This window comes from Streptomyces sp. KL2 (assembly GCF_046529545.1).
Classification (GTDB): Bacteria; Actinomycetota; Actinomycetes; order Streptomycetales; family Streptomycetaceae; genus Streptomyces; species Streptomyces radiopugnans.
This window is the reverse complement of the sequence record NZ_CP127170.1, coordinates 2,331,838-2,358,447: the sequence shown is the minus strand read 5'-3', so window position 1 is coordinate 2,358,447 and position 26,610 is coordinate 2,331,838. Positions and strand designations below refer to the sequence as shown.

Here is a 26,610-nt window from a genome sequence, read left to right as displayed (position 1 = left end):
TCGTGGGGGGTGCGCGGTGGGGTTGGCCCCACCACCGGGCGAGGGCGCGGCCGAGGCCGGGCGCGGGTGTGGTGGAGGCCCGCTCCCGTGCGCGGGCCCAGGGCCTAGACTCCCCTTCCGAACGGAGCGTCGTAACCGATGCGAACACCACACAGCGAGGGGCGGACGTGCCGGACTACTTCCACGGCTACGCGGTCGTCGGACTGGTCGCGGTCGTCGGGGTGCTCTTCGTGGCGGCGGCCTTCGGCGCCGGGCGGCTGCTGCGGCCCGTGGTGCCGACGCCGGAGAAGCTGCTGACCTACGAGTGCGGGGTGGATCCCGTCGGCGAGGGCTGGGCGCACACCCAGATCCGCTACTACGTGTACGCCTTTCTCTACGTCGTCTTCGCCGTCGACTCGATCTTCCTCTTCCCCTGGGCGACGGTCTTCGCCGAACCGGGTTTCGGCGGAGTGACACTGGTGGAGATGTTCGTCTTCCTCGGCTTCCTGGCCGTGGGACTGCTCTACGCCTGGAAGAAGGGCGTTCTGGCATGGACGTGAACCCCCGGACCCCCCGGACCCCCGACACCCCCGGCGCACCCGGCATCCCCGTCTCCGCAGCCCCGCCGGAGCCCCGCCGCCTGGGCGGGCTGGCCCGGCTCGCCCCCGAGCCGATGAAGGTGGTCCTCAACTGGGGCCGCCGCTACAGCCTGTGGGTCTTCAACTTCGGGCTGGCCTGCTGCGCGATCGAGTTCATCGCCGCGTCGATGTCCCGCCACGACTTCATCCGCCTCGGCGTCATCCCCTTCGCGCCGGGACCGCGCCAGGCCGACCTGATGGTCGTCTCGGGCACGGTCACCGACAAGATGGCCCCGGCGATCAGGCGTCTGTACGAGCAGATGCCCGAGCCGAAGTACGTGATCTCCTTCGGCGCCTGCTCCAACTGCGGCGGCCCGTACTGGGACTCGTACTCCGTCACCAAGGGCGTGGACCAGATCATCCCGGTCGACGTCTACGTGCCCGGCTGCCCGCCCCGGCCCGAGGCGCTGCTCCAGGGCATCCTCAAGCTCCAGGAGAAGATCGCCGGCGAGTCGACGGCCGAGCGCTACGGGAACGCCGCCGGGCCCGCGCCGGCAGGGCCGGCCGCCCCGGACGGCCCTGCCGGGCAGCCGGGCCCCTCGGCAGCGGCCCTGACCAGCGGCCTGGTCGCACCGCCCCCGCCTCCGGGCCCGGCACCGGGGGAGGGGCGCGCATGACCGGGCGGAACCCACCGGACCCGCGGCCGTCCGCCGCCGGATGGCTGCCCCGGCCCGCCGAGGAGATCTTCGGCGAGGGCGCGAGCGCGGCCGAGGCGTACGGGCTGCTGACCGCCGACGTGCCGGCCGCCCGCTGGACCGAGGCGCTGACCACCGCGCGCGACGAGCTGGGCTGCACGTTCTTCGACTGGCTGAGCGCCGTGGACGAGCCGGGCGAGGGCTTCCGCGTCTGCGCGCACCTGGCCGCGCTGGGCACACCGGTCCGGCGGCTGCTGCTGCGGACGACCGTGCCGCACGAGAGCCCCGAACTGCCCACCGCCACCGGTGTGTACGCCGGGGCCGCCTGGCACGAGCGGGAGACGCACGAGATGTTCGGCGTCTCCTTCACCGGCCACCCGAACCCGGCCCCGCTGCTGCTGCCCGACGGTTTCGAGGGGCATCCGCTGCGCAAGGACTTCGTGCTGGCGGCCCGTGTCGCCAAGGCGTGGCCCGGCGCCAAGGAGCCCGGCGAGCCCGCGGAGGGCGGCCCGAGGCGGCGGCAGACACTGCCGCCCGGTGTGCCCGACCCGAACGAGTGGGGTCCGCTCAAGGGGCAGCTCCCCGCGCCCGCCGCCCGCCCGGCACGCGGCCGGGCGGCGGGCGCCGCGGGGAGCGACCCCCGCGGCGCACCCGCAGCGCGAGCGCCGGCTCCGCGAGCCAGCGCGCCGCCGGAGCGGCCTCCCCGGAGGCCGCCGCGCCGCGCCGCTCCCGCAGCGCGAGCGAAGGATCGGCCAGTCAGCGGGCGGAGTCGGCCCCGGCGGCCCGTACGCCGCGCCGCTCCCGCAGCGCGTCGGAGGGCTCGGCCAGTCAGCGGGCCGCCGCGGAGCCGGGACGGCGCAGCACGGACGCGCCCTGGCTCAAGCCGGTGGAGCCGTCCGGCGAGACCTCGGCCGAGGCCGCCCGCCGCGTCCACGCGACGGACGAGCGGACGGAAGTCCCGCTCGGCGAGGGCGGCGGCGCCTCGGTGGCGAACGCCCCCGAGGGCGACGCCCCGGAACCGGAACGCGAGGCCCCGCGGGAGCCCGGCGCCGGCGGCGCCGACAGTGGCAGCGACGGCACCGGCAGCGGTGATGACGGCAGCGGTGACAGCGGTACCGGTGACAGCGGCACCGGGGGCGGAGCGACGGGAGGCGGTGCCTGATGGACGTGCTCGACGTCGCCTGGCGGCTGCTCGCCGTCCTGCTCGCCTTCCTCGTCCTTCCCCTGGTGGTGGGCCAGGCCGAGCACAAGGTGATGGCCCACATGCAGGGCCGCGTCGGCCCGATGTACGCGGGAGGCTTCCACGGCTGGGCCCAGCTCGTCGCCGACGGCGTGAAGTTCGCGCAGAAGGAGGACGTCGTACCGGCCGACGCCGACCGCCGCGTCTTCCAGCTCGCGCCGGCCGTCGCCCTGATCCCCTACCTCCTCGTGCTGATCGCCATCCCGGTCGGTCCGGACGGCATGGTCGGCCAGGCGATCGACGCGGGGATCTTCTTCGTGCTCGCCGTGATGGGCGTCGGTGTGCTGGGCTCCCTGATGGGCGGCTGGGCCTCGGCCAACAAGTTCTCCCTCCTGGGGGGTCTGCGCACCGCCGCCCAGCTCATGGCGTACGAACTGCCGCTGCTGCTCGCCGCCGCCTCCGTCGCCATGGCCGCCGGGACGCTCTCGCTGCCCGGCATCCTGGAGGCGTTCGAGTGGTGGTGGGTGCCGTGGCAGATCACCGGCGCCCTGGTCTTCTTCACGGCCGGGCTCGCCGAGCTCCAGCGTCCGCCCTTCGACGCCCCCATCGCCGACTCCGAGATCATCTTCGGCGCGTACACCGAGTACACGGGTCTGCGCTTCGCGCTCTTCCTGCTCGCCGAGTACGCGGGCATCGTCGTGCTGTGCGCCCTGACCACGGTGCTGTTCCTGGGCGGCTGGCACGGGCCGTTCGCCGCCGACCTCGGCTGGCTGTGGACACTGCTGAAGACCTCCGTCCTCGCCTTCGTCGTCATCTGGCTGCGGGTGAGCTACCCCCGGCTGCGCGAGGACCAGCTCCAGAGGCTCGCCTGGACCGTGCTCGTCCCCCTGGCCCTCTTCCAGATCGCGCTCACCGGCGTCGTCAAGGTGGTGATCCAGTAATGGCCGTCCCCGGCAGCGGCCTGGCCAAGGGCCTGGCCGTCACCCTCCGCACCATGACCCGGCGCTCGGTAACCGCGCACTACCCGGACGTCCAGCCCGAGCTGCCCGCCCGCAGCCGCGGGGTGATCGGGCTGTTCGAGGAGAACTGCACGGTGTGCATGCTGTGCGCCCGCGAGTGCCCGGACTGGTGCATCTACATCGACTCCCACAAGGAGACGGTGCCGCCCGCCGCTCCGGGAGGGCGCGAGCGCAGCCGCAACGTCCTGGACCGCTTCGCCATCGACTTCTCCCTGTGCATGTACTGCGGCATCTGCATCGAGGTCTGCCCCTTCGACGCGCTTTTCTGGTCCCCGGAGTTCGAGTACGCCGAGACGGACATCCGCGATCTCGTCCACGAGCGGGACCGGCTGCGCGAGTGGATGTGGACCGTACCCGCCCCGCCGCCGCTCGACCCGGCCGCGGAGGAGCCCAAGGAGATCGCCGCCGCCCGCAAGGCCGCCGAGAAGCAGCTCGCCGCCGGAGCCCGCAGCCGTGAGGCCGGGCAGCAAGAGGCCGGTCGGCACAGGACCGGGCAGCCGGGGACACCGCAGCGGGACGGTGACGCGTGAGCGCCACCGCGAACCTCGCCGCCTCCGCCTCGGCCGCCTCCGGCACCCCCGGCTTCCTGTCTCCCACCGGTGTCGAGATCCTCTTCCTGCTCGTCGGCCTCCTCACCCTCGGCGCCGCGATCACCGCCGTCACCACCCGGCAACTGGTGCACGCCGCCCTGTGGCTGGTGGTGGCGCTCGGCGGGATCGCCGTCGAGTACCTGCTGCTGTCCGCCGAGTTCATCGCCTGGGTGCAGGTGCTGATCTACGTCGGAGCCGTCGTCGTCCTCCTCCTGTTCGGACTGATGCTCACCAGGGCGCCCATCGGCCGCTCGCCGGACGCCGACTCCGGCAACCGCCCCGTCGCCCTCGCGGTCGCCATCACCGCCGCGGCCGTCCTGGTCACCGTCGTGGTGGACGCCTTCCGCACCACCTGGATCGACCTGGAGGACGGCGCCCCGCAGGGCACCACCGACGTCACCGGCAGGATCCTCTTCCAGCACTGGGTGCTCCCCTTCGAGGCCCTCTCCGTCCTGCTGCTCGCCGCCCTCGTCGGCGCGATCGTCCTGTCCCGCCGCGAGAACGGGCGGAACGGGACCGGCGGCGACGGCGACGGCGGTGGCGGGAGCGGAACCCGGGCCGCGGGCGGGGGAGAGCGCTGATGCATCTCGCCTATCCCGCCGTCCTGGCGGTCCTCCTCTTCTGCACCGGTCTGTACGGCGTCCTCGCCCGGCGCAACGCGATCCTCGTCCTGATGTCGGTCGAGCTGATGCTCAACGCCGTCAACCTCAACCTCGTCGCCTTCGACGTCTGGCTCCGCGACACCCTCCACGCGGGCCAGGCCCTCACCCTCTTCACCATCACCATCGCCGCCGCCGAGATCGGCATCGGCCTCGCCATCGTGCTGCTCGTCCACCGCAACCGGGGCACCTCCCACATCGACCGACTCCGCGACCTCGCCGAAACCGACCGGACCGCTACCGAGAGTGACGGGACCACTGTGGCAGACGCCACCGACAACCCCGTCGGCAGCCCTGTGCGCGACCCCGCCGGAAGACCCACCGACACGCGTCTGACCAGGGGAGAGGCCACCGCGTGAGCACCACGACCCTCGCCGTCCTCGTCCCGCTGCTGCCCTTCCTCGGCGCCCTCGCCGGGCTCCTCCTCGGCCGCCGCGCCCCCGCCTACGTCCGCCCCCTGGCCGTCCTGCCCACCCTCACCTCGGCCGCCCTCGCCACGGCCGTCGCCGTACGCCAGGGCGGGGAAGGCGCACTGACCGGCTCGACCCGGCTGGCCCCCACCGGCAACGACGCCCTCCCCGTCGAGCTCGCCTTCCACCTCGACGGCTTCGCCGCCCTCGTGGCCGTCCTGGTCGCCGCCGTCGCCTCCTGCGTGCAGATCTACTCCACCGGCTACCTCCGCGACGACCCGCGCTACCCCTCCTACGCCGCGCTGGTCTCCCTCTTCACGGCCGCGATGCTGCTGGTCGTCTACAGCGACGACCTGATCGTGCTGCTGGTCGGCTGGGAGGTCATGGGCATCTGCTCGTACTTCCTGGTCGGCCACTACTGGGAGACGGCCGCCGCGCGCTCCGCCTCCCTCAAGGCGTTCCTCGTCACCAAACTCGGCGACGTGCCGTTCATCATCGGCATCCTGGCGCTGGCCTCCGAGGCCGGCACCTTCCGGATCAGCACCATCGTGACCCGGCTGACCTCTCCGCTGTCCGGCTTCGAGCTGGAGCACCCCACCGTCGTCGCGCTGCTGCTGCTCGCGGGCGTCGCGGGCAAGTCCGCCCAGTTCCCGCTGCACACCTGGCTGCCGGACGCGATGGCGGGACCGACGCCGGTCTCCGCGCTGATCCACGCCGCCACCATGGTCGCGGCCGGCGTCTACTTCGTCGCGCGGCTGCTGCCCGTCTTCACCTCCTCCGCCGCCGCGCTCGCCGTCCTGGCCGCGATGGCGGCGGTCACCATGGTCGGCTCGGCGCTCGCCGCCCTCGCCCAGGACGACATCAAACGGGTCCTGGCCTACTCCACCGTCGGCCAGCTCGGCTACATGACCGGCGCCCTGGCGGTCGCCGACCGCGGCGCGGCCGTCTTCCACCTCATCTCCCACGGCGTGTTCAAGGCGCTGCTCTTCCTCGCGGCGGGTGTGCTCATCCACGCGGCCGGCACCAACTCCCTGGCCGCGATGTCCCGCACCGGCGGTCTGGCCGGACGGGCGCCGGACGCCTACTGGACGACGACCGTCGCCCTGCTGGCGCTGGCCGCCGTGCCCCCCTTCGCCGGTTTCTTCTCCAAGGAGGCGGTCCTCGCCGCCGCCGAGCACGCCGCCCTCGACCCCGCCGGCGGGGCCGCCCACGCGGTCCCGCCCGCCGTGGGCTGGACGGTCCTGCTCGCCGGGCTGCTGACCGCCGCGCTCACCGCCGCGTACGCCACCAGGCTGTGGCTGCTGGCCTTCCACGGCCGCGGCTTCGCCGCGTCCGGGGAGAGCACCGCGTCCGGGGGGAGCGCCGCGCCCGGCGGGAACACCGCGCCCGGCCGCGCCAGGCAGCCGGCGGTCATGAACGCGGTGCTGTGGGCGCTGGCCGGGCCGACCATCGCCGCCGGGCTGCTCTACGGCGCCCTGCCCGACTGGTTCGACGGCCGCTCCCTCGCCCCCACCCTCACCACCTCCGTGCTGGGCACCGGTCTGGCAGCCGCCGGCATCGTGGTGATGTACGCGGCCTGGCGGCACAGCACCGCCACCGCCGCCGCCCGCGCCCCGCTCGGAGCCGTCGCCGCCCACCCGGAGGCCGAGCCGGCGGTCTCCGAGGCCGAGGCCATCGCCACCCACCGGGCGGTCTACGGCGACATCGCCGCCGCCGACGACCCGGCCGACCCCGGCCGGCTCCTCCTGGGCCCGCTGCACCGCCACGCCGCCCGCGGCTTCCACCTCGACGCCCTCTACGCGGCCGTCGCCGTACGCCCGGTCCTGGCCGCGGCACGGCTGGTGCGGTTCCTCGACCGCGAGGTCGTCGACACCTACGTGCGCGGCGCCGGCGGCACCGCCCGGCTGCTGGGCGCGGCCGTGCGCCGCGCCCAGACCGGCAACGTGCAGACCTATCTCGGTCTCCTGCTCGCCGGCTCCCTCGTCCTGGCCGTGGCCGCCGCCCTCGTCGCCGCCGGAGCGTGACCAGTGATCCCCCTGAACGACACCGCGATGCGGCTGCTCCTGGCGGCCGTCGTCGTCCTGCCCCTGCTCGGCGCGGGCGCCGCCCTGCTGCCGGCCCCGCCCGGGCTGCGGGGGCGCAGCCCGGAGCAGGCCGTGCTGCGCCACGGTGTCACCGTCACCGGCGCCGTACTGGCCGCCACCGCGGTGCTGGCACTCGGCTTCGACCACGACCGGCCCGGCACCATGCAGGCCGAGACCGACATCGGCTGGATCCCGGCGCTGGGCGTCCGCATCCACCTCGGCACCGACGGCGTCTCGCTGCCGCTGCTCGTCCTGACGGCGCTGCTGACCTTCCTGTGCGCCCTGTACAGCTACCACCGGCCCCCCGAGGGCCCGCGTCCGCAGGCGTTCGTCGCGCTCGTGCTCCTGCTGGAGGCCGGCACCCTGGCGACCTTCGCCGTGCTGGACCTGATGCTGTTCTTCCTGGCCTTCGAGACGGTCCTGATCCCGATGTACTTCCTCATCGCCCGCTGGGGCGGCGCGGGGCGGGAGCGGGCCGCGTGGAGGTTCATCCTCTACACGCTGCTGGGCTCCGTGGTGATGCTGCTGGGCCTGCTGCTGGTCGGACTGGGCGCCGAGGGCGGCCCGACGTTCGACATGACGGCGCTCGCCGAGGACGGCGGCCGGGGCCTGACCCACACCACCCAGCTCCTCGCCGCACTCGCCATCGGCATCGGCCTGGCCGTCAAGACGCCGATGTGGCCGCTGCACAGCTGGCTCCCCGACGCCCACACCGCCGCCCCGACCGTCGGCTCGGTGCTGCTGGCGGGCGTCCTGCTGAAGATGGGCACCTACGGCTTCGTCCGGATCGTCCTGCCGGTCGTCCCCGACGGCATCCACACCCTCGCGCCGTACCTGGCCGCCTTCGCGGTCACCGGCATCATCTACGGATCGCTGGCCTGCCTCGCCCTGTCCCGGTCCGGTGCGGGAGGCGACCTCAAGCGGCTCATCGCCTACTCCTCGGTGGGCCACATGGGCTTCGTGCTGCTGGGCGTCGCCACCCTCACCCGCACCGGCGTCAACGGCGCGCTGTTCGCCAACATCGCCCACGGTCTCATCACCGGCCTGCTGTTCTTCCTCGTCGGCGCGGTCAAGGACCGCACCGGCACCACCGACCTGGACCGGCTCGCGCTCGGCGGCGGCGGGGAGCGCGGCGGGGGCGCGGCGCTGTACGGACGCGCCCCCCGGCTCGGCGGGCTGCTCGCCTTCGGCGCCGTCGCCTCCCTCGGCCTGCCCGGACTGGCCGGCTTCTGGGGCGAGATGCTCGCGCTGCTGGGGGCGTACCACCCCGCCGACGGGCTCAGCCGGCCCGCGTACCTGGTCTTCATGGCCCTCGCGGCCCTCGGCACCCTGCTGACCGCCGCCTATCTGCTGGTGGTCGTGCGCCGGGTCTGCATGGGGACGCCGCACGCCCCCGGCGCCGCCCCCGCCCCGGGCACGGTCCTGACGGACGTACGCGGCCACGAGTTCGCCGCCTGGATCCCGCTCGTCGTCCTCACCGTCCTGGCCGGACTGTGGCCCGCGGTCCTCCTGGGGCTCACCGATCCGGCCGTGCAGAACCTCCTGCCGGGAGTCAGCCGATGAACGCGCTCGCCCAGGACCCCGTCCGGTCGGTCGTCCAGTCCGTCGACTGGCTCACCATCGCCCCGCCCGCCCTCGCCGCACTGGGGGCGCTGGCCGTCCTGGTCGCCGACCTGTTCCTGCCCGAGCGCCGCAAGCCGCTGCTCGGCCCGGTCGCCGTCGCCGTCCTCGCGCTCGCCGCGCTCAGCCTGCTGCCCCTGCGGAGCGGTGACCGCACCACCTTCTGCCTCACCGCCGATCCGGCGGTGTGCTCCTACGTCGCCGACCCGTTCACCCTGGCCGTCCAGTTCCTGGTGCTGGGCGCCGCCCTGATCGCCGCCCTGCTGTCGATGACGGCCGTACGGGACGAGGCGCTGCCGCGCGGCGAGTACTGGTTCCTGCTGCTGGCCTCCGCCGCCGGCGCCGCGCTGCTGCCCGCCGCCCGCGACCTGGCGACCCTGATCGTGGCGCTGGAGGTCGCCTCCCTGCCCTCCTTCGCCCTGGTCGGACTGCGCCGCGCGGACGGGCGCTCCTCCGAGGCGGCCCTGAAGTTCTTCCTCTCCTCGGTCACCGCCACCGCCGTCAGCCTGATGGGCGTCAGCTTCGTCTACGCCGCGACCGGCTCCCTGCACCTGGACCGGGTCGCCGAGAGGCTGCGCGATACCGCCCCGGGGCTGGACACCCTGGCCGCCACCGGAGTCGCCCTCACCCTCGTCGGCTTCGCGTTCAAGACCGCCGCCGTCCCCTTCCACTCCTGGGTGCCCGACACCTACGCGGGCGCCCCCCTGCCGGTGGCCGCCTACCTGTCGGTGATCGGCAAGGCGGTCGGCTTCTCCGGGCTGATCCTGGTGACCGTCCAGGCCTTCCCCTCCTACGGCCACGTCTGGGGCCCGGCGCTCGCCGTCCTGGCAGCCCTCACCATGACCGCCGGCAACGTCGCCGCCCTGCGCCAGCGACCGGAGCGCGCGCACAGCGCGGTGCGGCTGCTGGCGTGGTCCTCCGTCGGCCAGGCGGGCTACCTGCTGGTGCCGATCGCCGCGGCGGCGTACGCCGACGAGCCGGGGCGGGCCGTCGGCGCGACCGTCGCGTACGCCCTGATGTACGCCGCCGTGAACCTCGGCGCCTTCGCCGTGGCCGCCCACGTCGGCCGGACCGCCGCCGCCAACCGGATCACCGACTACCGCGGCCTGTACGCCGCCCACCCCCCGGCCGCCCTCGCCCTCGCCTTCTTCCTGCTCTGCCTGGCCGGGCTGCCGCCGGGGATCATCGGCCTGTTCGCCAAGGTCGCGGTCTTCTCCGCGGCCGTGGACGCGGGACTGGGCTGGCTGGCGGCGGTGATGGCGGTGAACGTCGTGATCGCCCTGTACTACTACCTGGCGTGGACGGCGCAGCTCTTCCGGGCACCCGCACCCGCACTCGCCGCCGCGCCCGCGCCCGCCCCCGTACGCGTCGCCGCGCCGCTCACGGCCGCGATCGCCCTGACCGGGCTGATCGCCGTCGGCCTTTCGGGTGCTCCCCAGCTCGCCCTGCGCTTCGCCGCCGACGTGCTGCTTTAGACCGGGGCGGCCCGGGAACCCGGCGCCTTCACGTGGCGTTGACCTCATCGGAAGGGTCCACGAATCCGCCTTCGGACGGAGGCACCGCCACAACGAAGGGCCACACGGGGGATCCCCCCTGACGCACCACCTGGAGGGCGTACCGTGCACCGCCGGCACAACGGGCTGAAGACCGCCCTGCTACTCGGGGGACTGTCCGCACTCATCATCGTCATCGGCGGTTTCTTCGGCCGCACCGGGCTGCTCGTCGCGGTCGTCCTGGCGCTCGGCACCAACGCCTACGCCTACTGGAACAGCGACAAGCTCGCCCTGCGAGCCATGAGAGCCCGCCCGGTCAGCGAGTTCGAGGCCCCGGGCCTGTACCGGACGGTCCGCGAACTGTCCACGGCCGCCCGTCAGCCCATGCCCCGTCTGTACATCTCGCCGACCCAGGCGCCCAACGCCTTCGCCACCGGCCGCAACCCGCGCAACGCCGCCGTCTGCTGCACCGACGGCATCCTGCGCATCCTGGACGAGCGGGAGCTGCGCGCAGTCCTCGGACACGAGCTGAGCCACGTCTACAACCGCGACATCCTCATCGCCTCCGTCGCGGGCGCGCTGGCCTCGGTGGTGATGTTCCTGGTCAACTTCGCCTGGCTCATCCCGATCGGGCGCTCGGACGACGACGAGGGACCGGGCCTGGTCGGGCTGCTGCTGATCATGCTGCTCGGCCCGCTCGCCGCGTCCCTGATCCGGCTCGCGGTCAGCCGCTCCCGGGAGTACGAGGCGGACGCCTCCGGCTCCCAGCTCACCGGCGACCCGCTGGCCCTGGCCTCGGCCCTGGCCAAGCTGGAGGCCGGCACCAAACAGCTGCCCCTGCCTCCCGAGCCCCGGCTGGAGACCGCGAGCCACATGATGATCGCCAATCCCTTCCGCCCCGGGGACGGCCTGTCCAGGATGTTCTCCACCCACCCCCCGATGGCCGAGCGCATCGCCCGGCTCGAGCGCATGGCCGGGAGGCGCCTGTGAGGACGCTGCTCAACATCCTGTGGCTGGTCTTCTCCGGCCTCTGGCTGGCCCTGGGGTACGCGATCGCCGGCCTGGTCTGCTTCCTGCTGGTCGTCACGATCCCCTGGGGCATCGCCTGCTTCCGGATCGCCGTCTACGCCCTGTGGCCCTTCGGGTACACCGTCGTCCAGCGGCCCGGCGCGGGCGCCGCCTCCGCCGTGGGCAACCTCGTCTGGCTGGTCTTCGCCGGGATCTGGCTCACCCTGGGGCACATAGCCGCCGGCATCGGCTTCTGCCTGACGGTGATCGGCATCCCGTTCGGCATCGCCCACTTCAAGATGGTGCCGGTCTCGCTGATGCCGCTGGGCCGCGAGATCGTCCGCAGCGACGCCGCGTACCCGTCGTACCGCTGGGGCCCGGCCCCCCGCTAGGCCGTTCCGCCGGGCCTCAGGGCCGGGCGGCCCCCTCGTCGTACAGGCCGTCCCGGCCGTACACGCCGTCGCACGGGCCGCCGTGCCGGCCGGCCCCGGCCGGCGGCTCGTCCGCGCCCTCCCGCGCCGCCTCCCAGGGAGCCGGTCCGGTGCCGTCGCTCCAGGCGGCCAGCGCGTGCCGGTCGAAGCACAGGATCCCGCACTGCCCCGCGTACTCCGCGGCGGGCGCGGTGAAGTCGCCGGTGGTGACCACGGCCGCCACCTGGGCCTCGTGGACGGTGTAGCAGGTGCCGCCGAAGCGCTGCACGTCCTGCGAGCCGACCTTGTTGGTGCCGCTGTAGCGCTTGCACTGGATGACCACGCGCCGCCCGTCCGGGGCGGTGGCGACGACGTCGGCGCCGAGGTCGCCCGCGCCGCCGACGACCTCCACCTCCCGGCAGCCGTCCCGCTCGCACAGGGCCGCGACCGCCTGCTCGAACTCCTCCGCCCCCATGGCGTCGTAGTCGGGCCGGCCGGGGCGGACCGCCGCCCCCGGGCCTCCGCCCGCTTCCGCGTACTCCGCCGGCTCCGCGTACTCCGCCGCTTCCGCGTACTCCGCCGGCTCCGGAGGGCGCCCCGCGCGGTCCCCGCTCCCCGGCCCGCCCGGGACCTCCTCCTCCAGCGTGTCCAGCGCGGTCTCGGCGGCCTCGGTCAGGACCGTGGCCGCCCGCCGCGCGGCCCTGGACGCCCGGAAGCGGCGCCCGCTGCGCAGACCGGCCACGGCGGCGGGCACGGCGATCAGGCAGACGGCCACCGCCGCGACCGGATGCCGCCGGGCCGCGTCCAGCGCCACGCGTCCGGCGAACCACACACCCAGCAGGACGACGGCGGCCAGCACGAAGGCCAGGGCCGTCACCCGCAGGTCGAAGACGGGCTTGCGGTCCGGCGTACGCGTCCGGCGCGCGGATACGGCCATCGGTGCGGATCCCCCCTGGCGGTTCGGCGTGGAACATCACTGCTCACCACTGCCGTCTGCCCCGCCCCGCCGGTTTCAACAGGCCGCCGGGAGCGGCCCGCTGCACGAAGGTCAGCAGCCGACGCCGATGCAGTTCTCCCGGAAGACCTGCTCGCCGTCCACCGTGCCGACGATCGTGAAGCCCTCGAACGTGACGCCGCCCTCCGTCTCGATCCGGGGGTCGCTGCCGGCGTCGGCCACCATCCGGGCCTGCCCGCCGTCCACGGTGGTGCCCTCGCAGGTGACCTTCAGGTTCTCCCCGGTGCCCTCGTCGGTGCACGTGAGGTCGCCGTCGATCTCGTGCCCGGCCTGGTCGAAGGCGAGTTCGCCGGATTCGGCCGCGCTGTTGCGCGCCAGGGTCCCGGAGATCTCCTCCCCGGTGCCGCCGTCTCCGCAACCCGAGAGCGAGAGCGCACCGAACAGCAACGCGGCCGGCAGAGCGGCCCGCACGGCCTTCTTTCCCATACGTCCTCCTGGGCCCGTACGCGTGGAAGTTCCCGTCTCCGGGTGCCCGCCGTGCGGTGCCGCCAATCTCCCGGCGCCCTCCCCGCCGCCCCGGAGGGACGCGGAGGGGCACCCGCCGTCCGGCGGGTGCCCCTCCGTCCTCGCCCAGCGGCCGGCGTCCACCGCCGGCCCGGTGCTCAGCGGTAGTTGGTGAACTGGATCGCGAAGTCGAAGTCCTTGCCCTTGAGGAGGGAGATGACCTCCTGCAGGGCGTCCCGGCTCTTGTGGCTGACGCGCAGTTCGTCGCCCTGCACCTGCGCCTTGACGCCCTTGGGGCCCTCATCGCGGATGATCTTCGCGATCTTCTTGGCGTTGTCCTGGGAGATGCCCTCCTGGACCGACGCGAAGAGCTTGTACTCCTTGCCGGACACCTGGGGCTCCCCGGCGTCCAGGGACTTCAGGGAGATGCCCCGCTTGACCAGCTTGGTCTGGAAGATGTCGAGGATGGCCTTGACCCGCTCCTCGGAGTTGGCCCGCATCTCGATCTTCTCGCCCGACCAGGCGATGGAGGCTCCCACGCCCTTGAAGTCGAAGCGCTGGGAGATCTCCTTGGCGGCCTGGTTGAGGGCGTTGTCGACCTCCTGCCGCTCGACCTTCGAGACGATGTCGAAACTGGAGTCGGCCATCGTGGATTGGCTCCTCGTGCGTAGATCCGTCAGGGTGCGGCCCGGCTCGGCCCGCGCCGTCAGCCTAGTCATCCGCGGCGGTGATCCACTGCCGGACAACCAGGTGGCGGACCACCCCCCACCATCGGGTATGGTTGTGCGCGTTGCCAGGGAGCGAACGCCCCCGAGGCGGCAATCCCAGGCGGTGTGCCCGAGTGGCCAAAGGGAGCAGACTGTAAATCTGCCGGCTCAGCCTTCCTAGGTTCGAATCCTAGCGCCGCCACAAGACTGAAAGGGTCTGTGACCAGCAGCAATGTTGATCGCAGACCCTTTCGGCGTTCACAGGCGCACCTTGGCTGCTATGCGTGCTTTTTCCCAGTGTGTCTCACCCTGATTCGGGTGCTGACCAGTCCGTGTGGGGCAGGCGTGGGGCAGCTTCCGGCCCTCCTAGTTGCCGTTCTTCAGCGCCCGCTCGATCCGGGCGTTCGCTGTGGCGGCGCCGCCGTCCAGACACTTCGCGTAGACCCGGAACAGCACGGCCACGCTGTGGCCGGCGCGTGCGGCTACCTCCTGCGGTTCCACCCCGGAACTGAGCCACGTGGACACGACGGCGTGGCGAAGATCATATGGGCGCTTCGCCAGCAGCGACGCGCACTGATCAGGCGTGAGAGCACGCGCACGGGCTTCCGCCCGCACCTCGCCGTATCCGGTGTCCTGGATGAGCCCGCCGCGTTGTGTCCGGAACAGCCGCCCGTCGGGGGCGACGCCGTACGCGGTGACGTGCCACCGAAGCAGGTTCACGAGATCGGGCGGGATCGGAACGGTGCGGACGGCTTTCCGGGGCCGGTGCTTGAGCCCTCGCCGGTCGTGCGCTTCGCCGCTGTCCGTCCAGGCCGACCCGGAGCGCGGGAGAGTCTCCCGGAGCCGCAGAGTGCCCCACCCTCGGCGGGGCAGGTCGCAGTCCTGCAGGCGCAGGCCGATGACTTCCGCCGGCCGTGCCGCCGCGTAGTACATGCAGCCGAAGAAGGCGACCAGGCGGCGGCCACGGGGACTTTGGTCCCGTACAGAAGCCAAGAGCTTCGCGGCCTGCCCGGGGTCCGGCACGCACGCCGGATCCACCTCCTCTTCGTTTGGATCAGTCGGTCGTTGGTCCGGGTGTGCCGTTGACCGATGCGCAGTGGGCGCGGATCGAGCCGTTGCTCCCGGACCGGACACCGAAGCGGGGTGGCCGCTGTGGCGGGATCATCGTGAGGTGATCGACGCGATCGCCTACAAGTTCCAGACCGGTACCCAATGGGTGCACCCGCCGGAGAGGTACGGCAACTCACGGGGCGTCTACAACCGGCTGTCGATGGCATCTGGCAGCGGGTGTTCACCGCGCTGGTGGCCCAGGCCGACGCGGACGAGTACCTGGCCTGGACGGTCTCGGTGGACTCCACGATCGTGCGTGCTCACCGGCACGCTTCCGGGGCTCGCAAAGAGGGGCCCTGGCGGTGAGCCGGACGACCACGCCATAGGCCGCTCCCGCGGCGGACTGACCACGAAGATCCATCCTGCGGCCGACGGCCGGTGCCGGCCCCTGGCGTTCGTCCTCACCGCCGGACAGGCCGGCGACGCACCCGCCTTCACCGAGGTGATGGCCAGCCTGCGTGTGCCTCGCCGCCGTGGACGGCCCCGCGCCAGGCCGGAGGTGGTCCTGGTCGACAAGGCGTACTCCTCGCGCGAGGTCCGCATCCACCTGCGCAGACGCGGTATCCGCGCGGCGATCCCGGAACGGGCCGTCCAACGGGCCAACCGGATGCGGCGCGGAAGAGCCAGTGGCAGACCGCCTGCCTTCGACCGGGAGGCGTACAAGCAGCGCAACACCGTCGAGCGGTGTATCAACCGCCTCATGCGGTGACGCGGCATCGCCACCCGCCACGAGAAGACCGTGATCATTTACCTGGCCGGACTCCACGTCGCAGGCATCTTCCTCTGGTCCGCCCGACGATCCAACTGACCCTCGCCGCCGGCCAAGAGCAGTGTCCGTCCCGGTGAGACTCTCAGCGTTCTCTCACACAACGCTCACGGTGCTGCCAGGCCACTCGCCTAGCTTGCGGCGCATGTTCTTCACCTATCTGCGCCGCGAGCTGCGCCGCCGGAGGAAGTCGGCGCTGGTCGTCGCCTCGGGGCTGGCTCTCGGTATTGCTCTTGTCATCGTGGTCAACGCTGTCTCGACCGGCATGGGGAAGGCCCAGGACCAGGTACTGGAATCCCTCTACGGGCTCGGTACCGACATGACCGTCACCAAGGCTCCGGAGCCGCCGTCGGAGACCGGTGGCGAGCGGCCGCGGTTCCGCTTCGACGCGCGTGGTGACGGGGAGGACGGTGAGCGGCAGAGCAGTGACCGGGTCATGGTGCAGGGCTTGCAGACCTTGGACGCCGCCACCGTCTCCGCCGTGGCGGAGGCGGATGGTGTGGCGAACGCCGTGGGCGGGCTCAGCCTCAATGTGGTGAAGGTCGACGGCGAGTTCAGCCGCGGCCAGTTCCAGCAGCGGCCAGGCGGCGGCCCGGACGGTGAGGTAACGGGCGGCGGCGCCGACTTCTCCATCGACAGCTTCACCGTGTACGGCACCGACGTCACGCATCCGGCGATGGGCCCGCTGTCCTCCTCGGAGATCACCGACGGACGCGGCTTCGAGACGTCCGAGACATCGGCGAAGGTGGCCGTGGTGGACAACGCCTACGCCAAGGAGAAGAAGCTCGCGACCGGTGACACGGTCACGGTGAGCGACACCAAGTTCGAGATCATCGGCGTGGCCACGGCGACCAGTGGGGCCGCCGCCGCCAATGTCTACCTGCCGCTCGCCCAGGCGCAGACCCTGGCCGACGCCAAGGACAAGATCACCACCGTCTACGTGCAGGCCGACGACGCGCAGCAGCTCGGTGCGGTGGAATCCGCAGTGCTCAAGGCCGTTCCGGACGCCACCGTGACCACCTCCGAGGACCTGGCGGACACCGTCTCCGGGTCGCTGTCCACCGCGTCCGGCCTCGCCGAGACGGTCGGCCGCTGGCTGTCCGTGGTGGTCCTGGCCGCGGCGTTCCTGGTCGCCGGCCTGCTCACCTCGTCCGCCGTCGCCCGGCGTGTCCGGGAGTTCGGCACCCTCAAGGCACTGGGCTGGCGCTCGCGCCGGGTCACCGGGCAGGTCGTCGGCGAGGCCGTCGTGACGGGCCTGGTCGGTGGTGCGCTGGGCATCGGGCTGGGCCTGGCCGGTGCGTGGACGGTCACCGCGTTCGGGCCGTCGCTCTCCGCGGAGCTGGGCGCTTCCGGTGGCGGCATGAGCGGCCCCGGTGGAGGTGGCGGCATGGGCGGTCCCGGTGGCGGCCCCGGCGGCGCCGCACGCGAAACCGCCGCACGGACGCTGGATGTGGTCCTCACCGCGCCGGTCAGCCTCTCCGTGATCACCCTGGCCGTCGGCCTCGCCGTCGCGGGCGGCCTCGTCGCCGGGGCCTTCGGCGGGTGGCGTGCCTCCCGGCTCCGCCCCGCCGACGCCCTCTCCCGCGTCGCCTGACCGGTCCTCGTCCCTCTCCGCAGGAGCAACCACACCATGTACGAACTCACCGGCGTCACCCGGCGCTACACCCGCGGCAAGGGCGTCGTCGACGCGCTCGCCGGAGTGGACCTCACCATCGCCACCGGCGACTACCTGGTCATCAAGGGTCCCACCGGCGGCGGCAAGTCGACTCTCCTCCAAATGCTCGGCGGCCTCGACCGGCCGACCTCCGGCAGTGTGCTGCTCGACGGTGTCGACCTGGCGAAGCTGCCCGAGGCCCGTCTGACCCGCCTGCGCAGCGAGAAGATCGGCTTCGTCTTCCAGAGCTTCAACCTCATCCCCACCCTCACCGCCCAGGAGAACGTCGAAACGGCCCTCGTACCACTGGGCATCAAGCCGAAGGAGCGACACGAACTGGCCGCCGAGGCCCTCTCCTCGGTCGGGCTGGGAGAGCGGCGGGGCCACGTGCCGAGCGAGCTGTCCGGCGGCCAGCAGCAGCGGGTGGCCATCGCCCGAGCACTGGTCAAGAAGCCGCAAGTACTACTCGCGGACGAGCCGACAGGTAACCTCGACGAGTCCACCCGCGACGAGATCATGGACGTCCTGCAGATCCGCTGCAAGGAGGACGGACTCACCTTCGTCATGGTCACGCACGACTCCCACCTAGCCAAGCAGGCCCCCCGGGCGGTCACGCTCCGCAAGGGCACCCTGTCGTCGTCCTGACCTCACGCGAAGTGCCACGACACCTCTGGCCGACCCCGCTTTGCCCCGCACCGGGCCCGGCGCGTCTCACACGCCGACGGCGCACCAGACCCGGTGCGGGGGCACCTCCAGGACGGGACGGCGAGTGCCGGGGCCCGCTGGGAGAACGGATCGTAGTGCCGACATGACCGAGCGGACCGAAGAGAAGCGGCAGCACCGGCTTCTCGTCGTCGAGGACGAGCCCAGCATCCGCACACTGCTCGAGTCGACGCTGAGCCTCACCGGTTACCAGGTGAGGAGCACCGACACGGGAGTCTCCGCGCCGACCGAGGCCGCGCGCTAGCCACGGGGCAGCGGACCGTTGGCCGGCCTCCGCACGCCCCGCTCACTGCGCCGGCGTCTCCTCCTCGGGGTCACCGTGCTGGCCACCCTGTGGCCGTGCTGGCCGCCGAGCTGATCGGCTTCGTCGTCCTGCGGTCCTGGCTCCTCGACGGGGTCGACCAGTGGCTCGCGGACTTCCGGCCGGCGCCCGCCTTCCTCGACACGCGCCGTCCCGGGGAGCCGGAACCCGGGGCGCTGCCGTCGGACTTCCGCGTCTACTTCTACGACGCCCGCGGCAACCGCCTGCTCCAGACACTCGGCTCGGACGACAGGCAGGGCCCCGGCTCCCCGACAGCATCGACCGTCTCCTGCCGACGGAAGGCAGCCCGGCCTCGGTGGCGGCCGACGCCGGGGACGGGAACTGGCGCGTCCTGCGCCGGGCCGGACCACACGATCTGACCGTCGTCGCGCTGCCGCTCGACACCGTGGACGGGGCGACGTCGAAGATCCTCTGGCTGAACGGCCTGCTGCTCGTCGTCACCGTGGTAGCCCTGTGGGTGCTGGGCCGTGAGGTGGTCCGGCTGAGCCTGCCGCCGCTGACCCGGATGGAGCGCGCCGCCGAGGCCCTCACGGCCGGGCAGCTCGACCTGCGGTTGCCGGACACCGATCCGCGGACCGAGATCGGACGGCTCGGCGCCGTACCGAACACCATGCTCGACCGACTGCAGCAGGCCCTGCAAGAGCGTGAGGCGTCGGAGGGGCGGCTGCGCCGGTTCGTCGCCGACGCCGGGCACGAACTGCGTACCCCGCTGACCGCCATCCAGGGGTTCGCCCAGCTCGCGCTGCGCTCCGACCGCCGCACCGCGAGGGAGCGGCAGGAAGCCGACCGACACATCGCGCAGAACGCCGAGCGGATGAGCCTGCTCGTCGACGACCTCCAACTGCTCGCCGGACTGGACCGGCACCCCGATTACCAGCAGGAAAACGTGGACCTGCTGTCCCTGGCGGCAGACGCGGTTAGCTCGGCAGCCCTGCAGCGACCAGGCCACCCCGTGAGCCTGTCCCCCTGCCCGACCGCCCCGCCGACGCCGGGGAAGGGGAAGGGGAACTGGATGTGGTGGAAGTCGTGGGAGACCCCCACCGCCTCCGGCAGATCGTCGAGAACCTGCTGTCGAACGCCCACACCCACACCTCACCCGGCACCCGCATCCACGTCCGCGTGGGGGCGGGCCGGGCTGGCACCCGTACCGGTGGCACCAACGCGCCGGGACGCGTCAGCATGGCACCGCCCTTCCCAGCCGGAACCCGGGTCGCCGTCATCGAGGTCGAGGACGACGACCCGGGGCTGACGGCCGCCGACGCGGAGCGCGTGTTCGAGCGCTTCTACCGGGCGGACCCCGCGCGCACCCGGGCGCGAGGCGGCTCCGGACTGGGCCTGGCCATCGCCACGGCCATCGCCGAAGGCCACGGAGGCCGACTCGAACTCGACCCGGGCCAAGGCTGCGGTGTCACTTTCCGCCTCGTCCTGCCACTCCCCGCACCGAGCTGATCGCGCTCCCTTGGCAGTCCGGCCGACCGGCAGAACGCTTCGGCCCGAGCTGAAGTCCCGCTGAGCAGGCCCGCAACGGCTCCCGCACGGCGGCCACGGTCTGCTCGCTCGCCACCCGCTCCCACTCAGCAACTCGGCCGCGCACCCGAAGCTGGCGCATCAACCGTCATAAGCAGTGGCGCGGCACCGCCACCCGCTACGAGAAGACCACGACCATCTACCTGGCAGGACGCCACAGCCAGACGCCTTCCTCTGGGCCACCCGATGATCCAGACGAAACCGCCTAGGCGCGGTGGCGGAGCTGTCGTATGGACGAGGTGTGGACGACTGGCCCACTACGACTTGTTGCTGCTCGTGTCTTCGCTGATCAAGGTAGCTATGTCCGGCCAACCAAAGGGAGGCTGTAAATCTGCCGGCTCAGCCTTCCTAGGTTCGAATCCTAGCGCCGCCACACGAGGGAGACGGCCCCCGACCAGTCCACTGGTCGGGGGCCGTTCGCCGTTCCGCCCGGCGTGGAGGCTAGTCCGGCACCTCCGTCGCCTCCGAGCCCAGTTCCGCGACCGCCTGGTCGATCGGGACCTCCCCGGAGACCAGCTCCAGCGTCACCCGCGCCGCGCGCGGGTCGTCCAGGAGGGCGAGGAGGACGGCGGCCACGTCGTCGCGGGAGATCTCGCCGCGGCCCGTGTGCGGCTCCAGCCGCACCCGCCCGGTGCCGGGGTGGTTGGTGAGGCGACCGGGGCGCAGGATCGTCCAGTCCAGGTTGACGCGCCGGCGGATGTCGTCGTCCGCGGCGCCCTTGGCGCGCAGGTAGGCGGCGAAGACGGGCTCCATGTCGGCGGGGGGCTCGTCGTCCGCGCCCATCGCGGAGACGACCAGGAAGCGGCGTACTCCGGCGAGTTCGGCGGCGTCCGCGAGGAGGACCGCTGCCGCGCGGTCCACCGTCTCCTTGCGGGCCGTGCCGCTGCCCGGGCCCGCACCCGCCGCGAAGACCGCGGCGTCGGCGTCCCGCAGGTGCCGGGCGACCTCCTCCGCGGACGACGACTCCAGGTCGCAGACGATCGGCTCGGCTCCCGCCGAGCGCAGGTCGTCCGCGTGTTCGGGCCGCCGGATGAGCCCCGCGACCTCCTCACCGCGCGCGGCGAGCAGACGCTCCAGCCGCAGCGCGATCTGACCGTGTCCTCCAGCGATGACTGTGCGCATACCCCGACCGTACGCCGCCGGACCCGCCCTCCGCCGTGTACGCCGCCGTCAGCGCTGCGACTGGCGGGGGAGTCCCAGCTCGGCGGCGGGGCCGCCCGGCTCCGGGGCCGCCGTGTCCGCGGGGCCGCCCGGGTCCGTGGCGTCGCAGTACTCGCGCACCGCGCTGGTGCGGGCCACCACCCGGCCGCGGTGGACGACCAGGCGGCTGTACGCCAGCGAGAGCGTCCCGGCGAGCGTGCGGCCGCGCACGGCCAGCAGCTCCGCCGGGAAGCCGGCCTCGATCCTCACCCGTGGCAGCCCCATGGCCTCCCGCGCCCGCGCGCTCACCGCCTCGTAGGCGTCCTCCGGGTCGGCCTGGCCGTGCGAGGCCAGCAGGTAGGCGGCCTCCAGCGGGTCGCCGCGGCCCACCGGGTTGGCCGTGTCGCGCAGGGCGCCGCTGCCCGCGGCGACCCGCACCCCCGCCGCTCGCAGCAGCCGCACCGGCGCGGTGCGGGGCCGCGGTCCGCCCGCGGCGGCAGGCCGCAGCCGCCCTGCGGCAGGCAGACCACCGTGATCCCGGCCGCCGCGAGGGCCTCGGCGGCGCGGGCCGCGGTCTCCCGGGGCAGCCGGGCCAGGCCGTCGCACGGTCCGACGGTCACCCTGGGCCGCAGCCCGCCGGCCACCGAGGCGAGGCGGGACAGCCGGACGGGGTCGGAGCCGTCGGTGTGCAGGTCCACCGCGCAGCCGTGCTCGGCCGCCACCTCCAGCACGGCCTCCGTGTAACCGGCCGGGTCGGGGTCGAGGTCCGGGCAGCCGCCCACCGCCGTTGCCCCCATGCCCACCGCCTCGCGCAGCATCGCCAGGCCGTCCGCCCCCGCCGCGCCGGTCAGCAGCCGGGGTACGGCGACGGCGGTGAGGTCGGTCAGCCCGTGCAGGGCGCGCCGGGCCCGCAGCACGGCCCGCAGGGCGCGCAGTCCGGCGACGTCGCCGACGCGTACATGGGTGCGCACCGCGGTCGCGCCGTGGCCGAGCTGGAGCAGCGCGGCCTCGGCGGCGCGCCGCTGGACGCACCCGGGGTCGTACGGGTCCCAGGGGCCGTACGGGGAGACGCCGGGGGCGCCGTGCGCGTCGCCGTCCGCCGTCAGCGCGGTGTCGTAGTGGGCGTGGGGCTCGGCGGGCGCGGGCAGCAGCAGATAGCCGTCGAGGTCGATCCGGGTGGCCCACGGAGGGGTGGGGGAGGAGAGGCTGCCGGCGGTGCCGACCGCCTCGATCCGCCCGCCGCCGATCCGCACGTCCACGGTGCGGCCGTCGGTGAGCCGGGCGCCGCACAGTACGAGTGAGGCCGGCGGCGGGACGCCCTCCGGAGCGGCGCCCGGGGCGGTGCCGCGGGGGCCGCCGGGAGGGCCCGGGGGAGGGGGTGCGTCGCGATCGGGCTGCGCCGGTTCCTGCGGCTGGCTGTCGGGCATGGGGCTCCCGCGTTTCGCTCATGATCGCTGGGGTGCACCGAAGCCTAGGACCAGGGCGGGCCCGGGGCGCGCCGCCATCACGTGGGGACCCAATAGTCGTACCGGTGGCCGCTCCGCTACGCCGGAAGGAGGGTGCGAGCCCCCGGACGGCACCGCCGTACGGAGGTGCGGCCGATACGGATTTCACGTTCGGAGCCCGGAGCGTGTAATGTCTTCATCGCTCGCCCCAATAGCTCAGTCGGCAGAGCGTCTCCATGGTAAGGAGAAGGTCTACGGTTCGATTCCGTATTGGGGCTCTGGTGTGTGATGCTCCCCGTCGAGAGGCGGGGGGTGCCCGCATCGCGGCGGTGTAGCTCAGTCGGTAGAGCAAACGGCTCATAATCGTTGTGTCACCGGTTCGAGTCCGGTCACCGCTACCAAACCCAGTAGCCGATTGCGGGGTCGGTCCTCCGATCGGCTACTCTTTCTGCGTTAAACCCGTCCCAGCCGTCAAGGAGCACTCACGTGGCTGCCACCGACGTCCGCCCGAAGATCACGCTGGCCTGCGTGGAGTGCAAGGAGCGGAACTACATCACCAAGAAGAACCGGCGCAACAACCCGGACCGTCTTGAGATGAAGAAGCACTGCCCGCGCTGCAACGCGCACACCGCGCACCGCGAGACGCGATAAACGCCGCGACCGGCCAGGCCGCCGCGCGCAGACACGCAAAGCCGTGAGGCCGTCCCCGTTCGCGGGGGCGGCCTCACGGCTTTGCGCCCGTCCGAGCCGTCCGATCAGCAACCACCAGCAAGCCGTATGGAGGTACCGGGCCATGGCGCTCGACCAGTCCTTCGTGGGGCGGAGCTATCCGCCCACCGCGCCGTACGAGGTCGGCCGGGAGAAGATCCGCGAGTTCGCCGAGGCCATCGGTGACACCCATTCCGCGTACACCGACCCGGAGGCGGCCGGGGAACTCGGCCATCCCGACGTGATCGCCCCGCCCACCTTCGTCTTCGCCATCACCTTCAAGGCGGCCGGGCAGGTCGTCGCGGACCCGAAGCTGGGACTGGACTACAGCCGGGTGGTGCACGGCGACCAGAGGTTCGCCTACACGCGGCCGGTGCGCGCCGGCGACCGGCTCACGGTGACCTCCACCATCGAGGCGGTCAAGTCCCTGGCGGGCAACGACGTCCTGGACATCCGCGGCGAGGTGCACGACGAGGCGGGCGAGCACGTGGTGACCGCCTGGACCAAGCTGGTGGCCCGCGCGGCCGACGACACGGCCGGGAAGCAGGGGGAGTGAGGCGGATGACGGCGAGGATCGCGTACGCGGACGTCGAGGTCGGCACGGAGGTGCCCGCACAGAGCTTCCCCGTGACCCGCGACACGCTCGTGCGGTACGCGGGCGCCTCCGGCGACTTCAACCCGATTCACTGGAACGAGCGGTTCGCACGTGAGGTCGGTCTCCCCGACGTCATCGCGCACGGCATGTTCACCATGGCCGAGGCCGCCCGCGTGGTGACCGACTGGACCGGCGACCCCGGCGCGCTCGTGGAGTACGGCGTGCGCTTCACCAGGCCCGTCGTCGTCCCCGACGACGGCGCGGGCGCCGTGATCGAGGTCTCGGGCAAGGTCGCCGCCAAGCTCGACGACGAGGCCCGCACCGTCCGGGTGGACCTCACGGTCACCAGTGCCGGGCAGAAGGTGCTGGGCATGTCCCGCGCGGTGGTCCGGCTCGCCTGAGCGCCGCCGTGCCGGGGCATCGCCGCACCTGAGCGCCGCCGCCGCGGGTACACGCCGGGGAGGAGCGGCCGTACGGTCGCGCGTACGGCCGCTCTCGTACTCTTGAGCGCGTGCAGGAACTCCACGACGCGCCCCTCGCCCCGCTGACCACCTTCCGCCTGGGCGGCCCCGCGGCCCGCCTGGTCACGGCCACCACCGACGAGGAGGTGACCGAGGCGGTACGGGCCGCCGACGCCGACGGCACCCCGCTGCTGGTCGTCGGCGGCGGCAGCAACCTCGTCATCGCCGACGAGGGGTTCGCCGGCACCGCCCTGCGCATCGCCACCACCGGCTTCCGTCTGGAGGGCACCCGCCTGGAGCTGGCGGCGGGCGAGAACTGGTCCGAGGCCGTCGCCCGCACCGTCGAGGCCGGGCTCGCGGGCATCGAGTGCATGGCCGGCATCCCCGGATCGGCGGGCGCCACGCCCATCCAGAACGTCGGCGCGTACGGCCAGGAGGTCTCCTCCACGATCACCGAGGTCGTCGCCTACGACCGCCGCTCCGGCGAGACCGTCACCGTCCCCGCCGCCGAGTGCGGCTTCTCCTACCGGCACAGCCGCTTCAAGGCCGACCCCACCCGCTTCGTCGTGCTGCGCGTCCGCTTCGAACTGGAGGACGCCGGCGGCCTCTCGGCGCCCCTGCGCTACGCCGAGACCGCCCGGGCGCTGGGCGTGGAGACCGGTGAGCGGGTGCCGGTGGAGCGGGCCCGCGAGACCGTCCTGAAGCTGCGCGCGGGCAAGGGCATGGTGCTCGACCCGGAGGACCACGACACCTGGTCGGCCGGCTCCTTCTTCACCAACCCCGTCCTCACCGAGGCCGAGCACGCCGCCTTCCTCGCCCGTGTCGCCGAACGGCTGGGGCCGGACACCGTCCCGCCCGCCTATCCGGCCGGGGACGGCCTGGTGAAGACCTCCGCCGCCTGGCTGATCGACAGAGCCGGCTTCACCAGGGGCTACGGCGACGGCCCGGCCCGGATCTCCACCAAGCACACCCTCGCCCTGACCAACCGGGGTTCGGCCACCACCGCCGACCTCCTCGCCCTGGCCCGGGAGGTCCGCGACGGCGTACGCGAGGCCTTCGGGGTGACGCTGGTCAACGAGCCGGTGACCGTCGGCTGCTCGCTCTGAGGGCCCTGCCCGGACGGTCTCAGGCGACTCCCGGCGACGGGTGCGGGGAGAGGGACGGATGCGAGGGCGGGGCCTGCTCCGGCTCCTCCACCAGCCAGGCGTCGATGTCCGCCAGGATCGCCTTCCGGACGTCCTCCGGCGCGCGCGAGCCGCGCACCGACTGGCGGGCCAGCTCCGCCAGTTCGTCGTCCGTGAAGCCGTGGTACCGCCGCGCGATCTCGTACTGCGCGGCCAGCCGGGAACCGAACAGCAGCGGGTCGTCGGCGCCCAGCGCCAGCGGCACCCCCGCCTCGAACATGGCCCGCAGCGGTACGTCCTCGTGCCGGTCGTACACCCCCAGCGCCACGTTGGACGCCGGGCAGACCTCGCAGGTGACGCCCTGCGCGGCCAGCCGCGCCAGCAGCCGCGGGTCCTCGGTGGCACGCACCCCGTGCCCGATGCGGCCCGCGCGCAGATCGTCCAGGCAGTCGGCGACGGACTCCGGTCCCGACAGCTCGCCGCCGTGCGGGGCCGCCAGCAGGCCGCCCCGGCGCGCGATGGCGAAGGCCCGGTCGAAGTCCCGGGCGAAGCCGCGCCGTTCGTCGTTGGACAGGCCGAAGCCGACCACGCCGCGGTCGGCGTAGCGCACGGCCAGCCGGGCCAGGGTGCGGGCGTCCAGCGGGTGCTTCACGCGGTTCGCGGCGACCAGCACGCGCATGCCGAGCCCGGTCTCCCTGGACGCGCTCTCCACCGCGTCCAGGATGATCTCCATCGTCGAGATCAGCCCGCCCAGGCGCGGCGCGTACGAGGTCGGGTCCACCTGGATCTCCAGCCAGCGCGAGCCGTCCCGCACGTCCTCCTCGGCGGCCTCGCGGACCAGCCGGCGGATGTCGTCGGGCGTGCGCAGGCAGGAGCGGGCGGCGTCGTACAGCCGCTGGAAGCGGAACCAGCCGCGCTCGTCGGTGGCCCGCAGCTTCGGGGGACGGCCGCTGCTCAGCGCGTCCGGGAGGTGGACGCCGTGTCTGTCGGCGAGCTCCAGGAGTGTGCCCGGGCGCATGGACCCGGTGAAGTGCAGGTGGAGATGGGCCTTCGGGAGCTTGCGGACGTCACGAGCGCTTTCCATCCGAAGATTTTGCCGCACCCGCGACACGCCCGGAAGTCACCGGCCACGATCGGGGGCGGG

The 26,610-nt window shown here is 73.2% G+C and carries 25 protein-coding genes, 3 tRNA genes and 5 pseudogenes; 26 read left to right on the top strand and 7 right to left on the bottom strand.

Features of this window, described 5'->3' with window-relative positions:
* Window positions 1-167 precede the first annotated feature (167 nt).
* From QPK52_RS10630 to QPK52_RS10575, 12 genes and pseudogenes are all read left to right on the top strand, one after another.
* Window positions 168-539 (top strand): NADH-quinone oxidoreductase subunit A, encoded by a 372-nt coding sequence (locus tag QPK52_RS10630; RefSeq protein ID WP_093660500.1) that lies wholly within the window; start codon window positions 168-170, stop codon window positions 537-539.
* On the top strand, window positions 530-1,234 hold the full coding sequence (locus QPK52_RS10625; RefSeq protein WP_410537203.1) for an NADH-quinone oxidoreductase subunit B: 705 nt from the start codon (window positions 530-532) through the stop codon (window positions 1,232-1,234). Before QPK52_RS10630 ends, QPK52_RS10625 begins: the two co-directional genes overlap by 10 nt.
* Window positions 1,231-2,414: pseudogene (locus QPK52_RS10620) on the top strand (NADH-quinone oxidoreductase subunit C). Before QPK52_RS10625 ends, QPK52_RS10620 begins: the two are co-directional and overlap by 4 nt.
* Window positions 2,411-3,373, top strand: a complete 963-nt coding sequence (locus tag QPK52_RS10615; protein WP_410540280.1) for a complex I subunit 1/NuoH family protein — start codon at window positions 2,411-2,413, stop codon at window positions 3,371-3,373. The pseudogene QPK52_RS10620 and the gene QPK52_RS10615 overlap by 4 nt, the downstream one beginning before the upstream one ends.
* Window positions 3,373-3,981: a NuoI/complex I 23 kDa subunit family protein gene (locus QPK52_RS10610; protein ID WP_410537201.1), complete on the top strand. Its 609-nt coding sequence runs from the start codon at window positions 3,373-3,375 to the stop codon at window positions 3,979-3,981. Before QPK52_RS10615 ends, QPK52_RS10610 begins: the two co-directional genes overlap by 1 nt.
* Entirely contained in the window at window positions 3,978-4,622 is a 645-nt protein-coding gene (locus QPK52_RS10605; RefSeq protein WP_410537199.1) for an NADH-quinone oxidoreductase subunit J, read from the top strand. Before QPK52_RS10610 ends, QPK52_RS10605 begins: the two co-directional genes overlap by 4 nt.
* Entirely contained in the window at window positions 4,622-5,059 is a 438-nt protein-coding gene (gene nuoK, locus QPK52_RS10600; protein WP_410537197.1) for an NADH-quinone oxidoreductase subunit NuoK, read from the top strand. Before QPK52_RS10605 ends, nuoK begins: the two co-directional genes overlap by 1 nt.
* Entirely contained in the window at window positions 5,056-7,134 is a 2,079-nt protein-coding gene (locus tag QPK52_RS10595) for an NADH-quinone oxidoreductase subunit L (RefSeq protein ID WP_410537195.1), read from the top strand. Before nuoK ends, QPK52_RS10595 begins: the two co-directional genes overlap by 4 nt.
* Before the next feature lie 27 nt (window positions 7,135-7,161).
* Window positions 7,162-8,757: a complex I subunit 4 family protein gene (locus tag QPK52_RS10590; protein WP_410540279.1), complete on the top strand. Its 1,596-nt coding sequence runs from the start codon at window positions 7,162-7,164 to the stop codon at window positions 8,755-8,757.
* On the top strand, window positions 8,754-10,289 hold the full coding sequence (locus QPK52_RS10585) for an NADH-quinone oxidoreductase subunit N (RefSeq protein WP_410537193.1): 1,536 nt from the start codon (window positions 8,754-8,756) through the stop codon (window positions 10,287-10,289). Before QPK52_RS10590 ends, QPK52_RS10585 begins: the two co-directional genes overlap by 4 nt.
* Before the next feature lie 144 nt (window positions 10,290-10,433).
* On the top strand, window positions 10,434-11,297 hold the full coding sequence (gene htpX / locus QPK52_RS10580; protein WP_093660518.1) for a zinc metalloprotease HtpX: 864 nt from the start codon (window positions 10,434-10,436) through the stop codon (window positions 11,295-11,297).
* A complete protein-coding gene (locus tag QPK52_RS10575) occupies window positions 11,294-11,707 on the top strand; it encodes a YccF domain-containing protein (RefSeq protein WP_410537191.1) in 414 nt (137 codons plus the stop codon). Before htpX ends, QPK52_RS10575 begins: the two co-directional genes overlap by 4 nt.
* Before the next feature lie 16 nt (window positions 11,708-11,723).
* Here QPK52_RS10575 and QPK52_RS10570 read toward each other — a convergent pair whose 3' ends face one another.
* From QPK52_RS10570 to QPK52_RS10560, 3 genes are all read right to left on the bottom strand, one after another.
* A complete protein-coding gene (locus tag QPK52_RS10570; protein WP_410537189.1) occupies window positions 11,724-12,662 on the bottom strand; it encodes a restriction endonuclease in 939 nt (312 codons plus the stop codon).
* 111 nt (window positions 12,663-12,773) lie between these two features.
* Window positions 12,774-13,166 (bottom strand): hypothetical protein, encoded by a 393-nt coding sequence (locus QPK52_RS10565; protein WP_410537187.1) that lies wholly within the window; start codon window positions 13,164-13,166, stop codon window positions 12,774-12,776.
* 176 nt (window positions 13,167-13,342) lie between these two features.
* Entirely contained in the window at window positions 13,343-13,831 is a 489-nt protein-coding gene (locus tag QPK52_RS10560) for a YajQ family cyclic di-GMP-binding protein (protein ID WP_410537185.1), read from the bottom strand.
* Window positions 13,832-14,011: 180 nt separating this feature from the next.
* Here QPK52_RS10560 and QPK52_RS10555 point away from each other — a divergent pair.
* A tRNA-Tyr gene (locus tag QPK52_RS10555) sits at window positions 14,012-14,093 on the top strand.
* A gap of 164 nt (window positions 14,094-14,257) precedes the next feature.
* Here the strand turns inward: QPK52_RS10555 and QPK52_RS10550 are convergent.
* Window positions 14,258-14,935, bottom strand: a pseudogene (locus QPK52_RS10550) (site-specific integrase); the annotation flags it as partial.
* Between QPK52_RS10550 and QPK52_RS10545 the strand changes: the two are divergent.
* From QPK52_RS10545 to QPK52_RS10515, 7 genes and pseudogenes are all read left to right on the top strand, one after another.
* Window positions 14,823-15,710 (top strand): IS5 family transposase, encoded by an 888-nt coding sequence (locus QPK52_RS10545; protein WP_410540277.1) that lies wholly within the window; start codon window positions 14,823-14,825, stop codon window positions 15,708-15,710. The pseudogene QPK52_RS10550 and the gene QPK52_RS10545 overlap by 113 nt on opposite strands.
* Before the next feature lie 202 nt (window positions 15,711-15,912).
* Window positions 15,913-17,361 carry an ABC transporter permease gene (locus QPK52_RS10540; protein WP_410537183.1) on the top strand — a complete coding sequence of 483 codons (1,449 nt, stop codon included), beginning with the start codon at window positions 15,913-15,915 and terminating at the stop codon, window positions 17,359-17,361.
* 36 nt (window positions 17,362-17,397) lie between these two features.
* The gene (locus tag QPK52_RS10535; protein ID WP_410537181.1) at window positions 17,398-18,066 is read left to right on the top strand and encodes an ABC transporter ATP-binding protein; all 669 of its coding nucleotides are present in this window, start codon (window positions 17,398-17,400) and stop codon (window positions 18,064-18,066) included.
* Between the two features lie 163 nt (window positions 18,067-18,229).
* Entirely contained in the window at window positions 18,230-18,388 is a 159-nt protein-coding gene (locus QPK52_RS10530) for a hypothetical protein (protein ID WP_410537179.1), read from the top strand.
* Window positions 18,389-18,483: 95 nt separating this feature from the next.
* Window positions 18,484-18,825 carry a hypothetical protein gene (locus QPK52_RS10525; RefSeq protein WP_410537177.1) on the top strand — a complete coding sequence of 114 codons (342 nt, stop codon included), beginning with the start codon at window positions 18,484-18,486 and terminating at the stop codon, window positions 18,823-18,825.
* Window positions 18,826-18,971: 146 nt separating this feature from the next.
* Window positions 18,972-19,256, top strand: a pseudogene (locus QPK52_RS10520) (histidine kinase dimerization/phospho-acceptor domain-containing protein); the annotation flags it as partial.
* A gap of 224 nt (window positions 19,257-19,480) precedes the next feature.
* Window positions 19,481-19,915: a sensor histidine kinase gene (locus QPK52_RS10515; RefSeq protein ID WP_410537175.1), complete on the top strand. Its 435-nt coding sequence runs from the start codon at window positions 19,481-19,483 to the stop codon at window positions 19,913-19,915.
* A gap of 519 nt (window positions 19,916-20,434) precedes the next feature.
* On the opposite strand, the gene QPK52_RS10510 is transcribed toward QPK52_RS10515, so the two are convergent.
* Together QPK52_RS10510 and QPK52_RS10505 are read right to left on the bottom strand one after the other, a co-directional pair.
* A complete protein-coding gene (locus tag QPK52_RS10510) occupies window positions 20,435-21,115 on the bottom strand; it encodes an NAD(P)H-binding protein (protein ID WP_410537173.1) in 681 nt (226 codons plus the stop codon).
* Between the two features lie 48 nt (window positions 21,116-21,163).
* Window positions 21,164-22,560 (bottom strand): annotated as a pseudogene (locus QPK52_RS10505) (hydrolase).
* Between the two features lie 223 nt (window positions 22,561-22,783).
* Here QPK52_RS10505 and QPK52_RS10500 point away from each other — a divergent pair.
* The 6 genes and pseudogenes from QPK52_RS10500 to QPK52_RS10475 all read left to right on the top strand — a co-directional run.
* A tRNA-Thr gene (locus QPK52_RS10500) sits at window positions 22,784-22,856 on the top strand.
* Window positions 22,857-22,903: 47 nt separating this feature from the next.
* Window positions 22,904-22,979, top strand: a tRNA-Met gene (locus QPK52_RS10495).
* 85 nt (window positions 22,980-23,064) lie between these two features.
* A complete protein-coding gene (gene rpmG / locus QPK52_RS10490) occupies window positions 23,065-23,229 on the top strand; it encodes a 50S ribosomal protein L33 (RefSeq protein ID WP_003948671.1) in 165 nt (54 codons plus the stop codon).
* A gap of 142 nt (window positions 23,230-23,371) precedes the next feature.
* Window positions 23,372-23,842 carry a MaoC family dehydratase N-terminal domain-containing protein gene (locus QPK52_RS10485; protein WP_410537169.1) on the top strand — a complete coding sequence of 157 codons (471 nt, stop codon included), beginning with the start codon at window positions 23,372-23,374 and terminating at the stop codon, window positions 23,840-23,842.
* Window positions 23,843-23,847: 5 nt separating this feature from the next.
* Window positions 23,848-24,282: a MaoC family dehydratase gene (locus QPK52_RS10480; protein ID WP_410537167.1), complete on the top strand. Its 435-nt coding sequence runs from the start codon at window positions 23,848-23,850 to the stop codon at window positions 24,280-24,282.
* A gap of 95 nt (window positions 24,283-24,377) precedes the next feature.
* Window positions 24,378-25,448 (top strand): annotated as a pseudogene (locus QPK52_RS10475) (UDP-N-acetylmuramate dehydrogenase); the annotation flags it as partial.
* 19 nt (window positions 25,449-25,467) lie between these two features.
* Here the strand turns inward: QPK52_RS10475 and QPK52_RS10470 are convergent.
* A complete protein-coding gene (locus QPK52_RS10470) occupies window positions 25,468-26,550 on the bottom strand; it encodes an adenosine deaminase (protein WP_410537165.1) in 1,083 nt (360 codons plus the stop codon).
* Window positions 26,551-26,610: the final 60 nt, after the last annotated feature.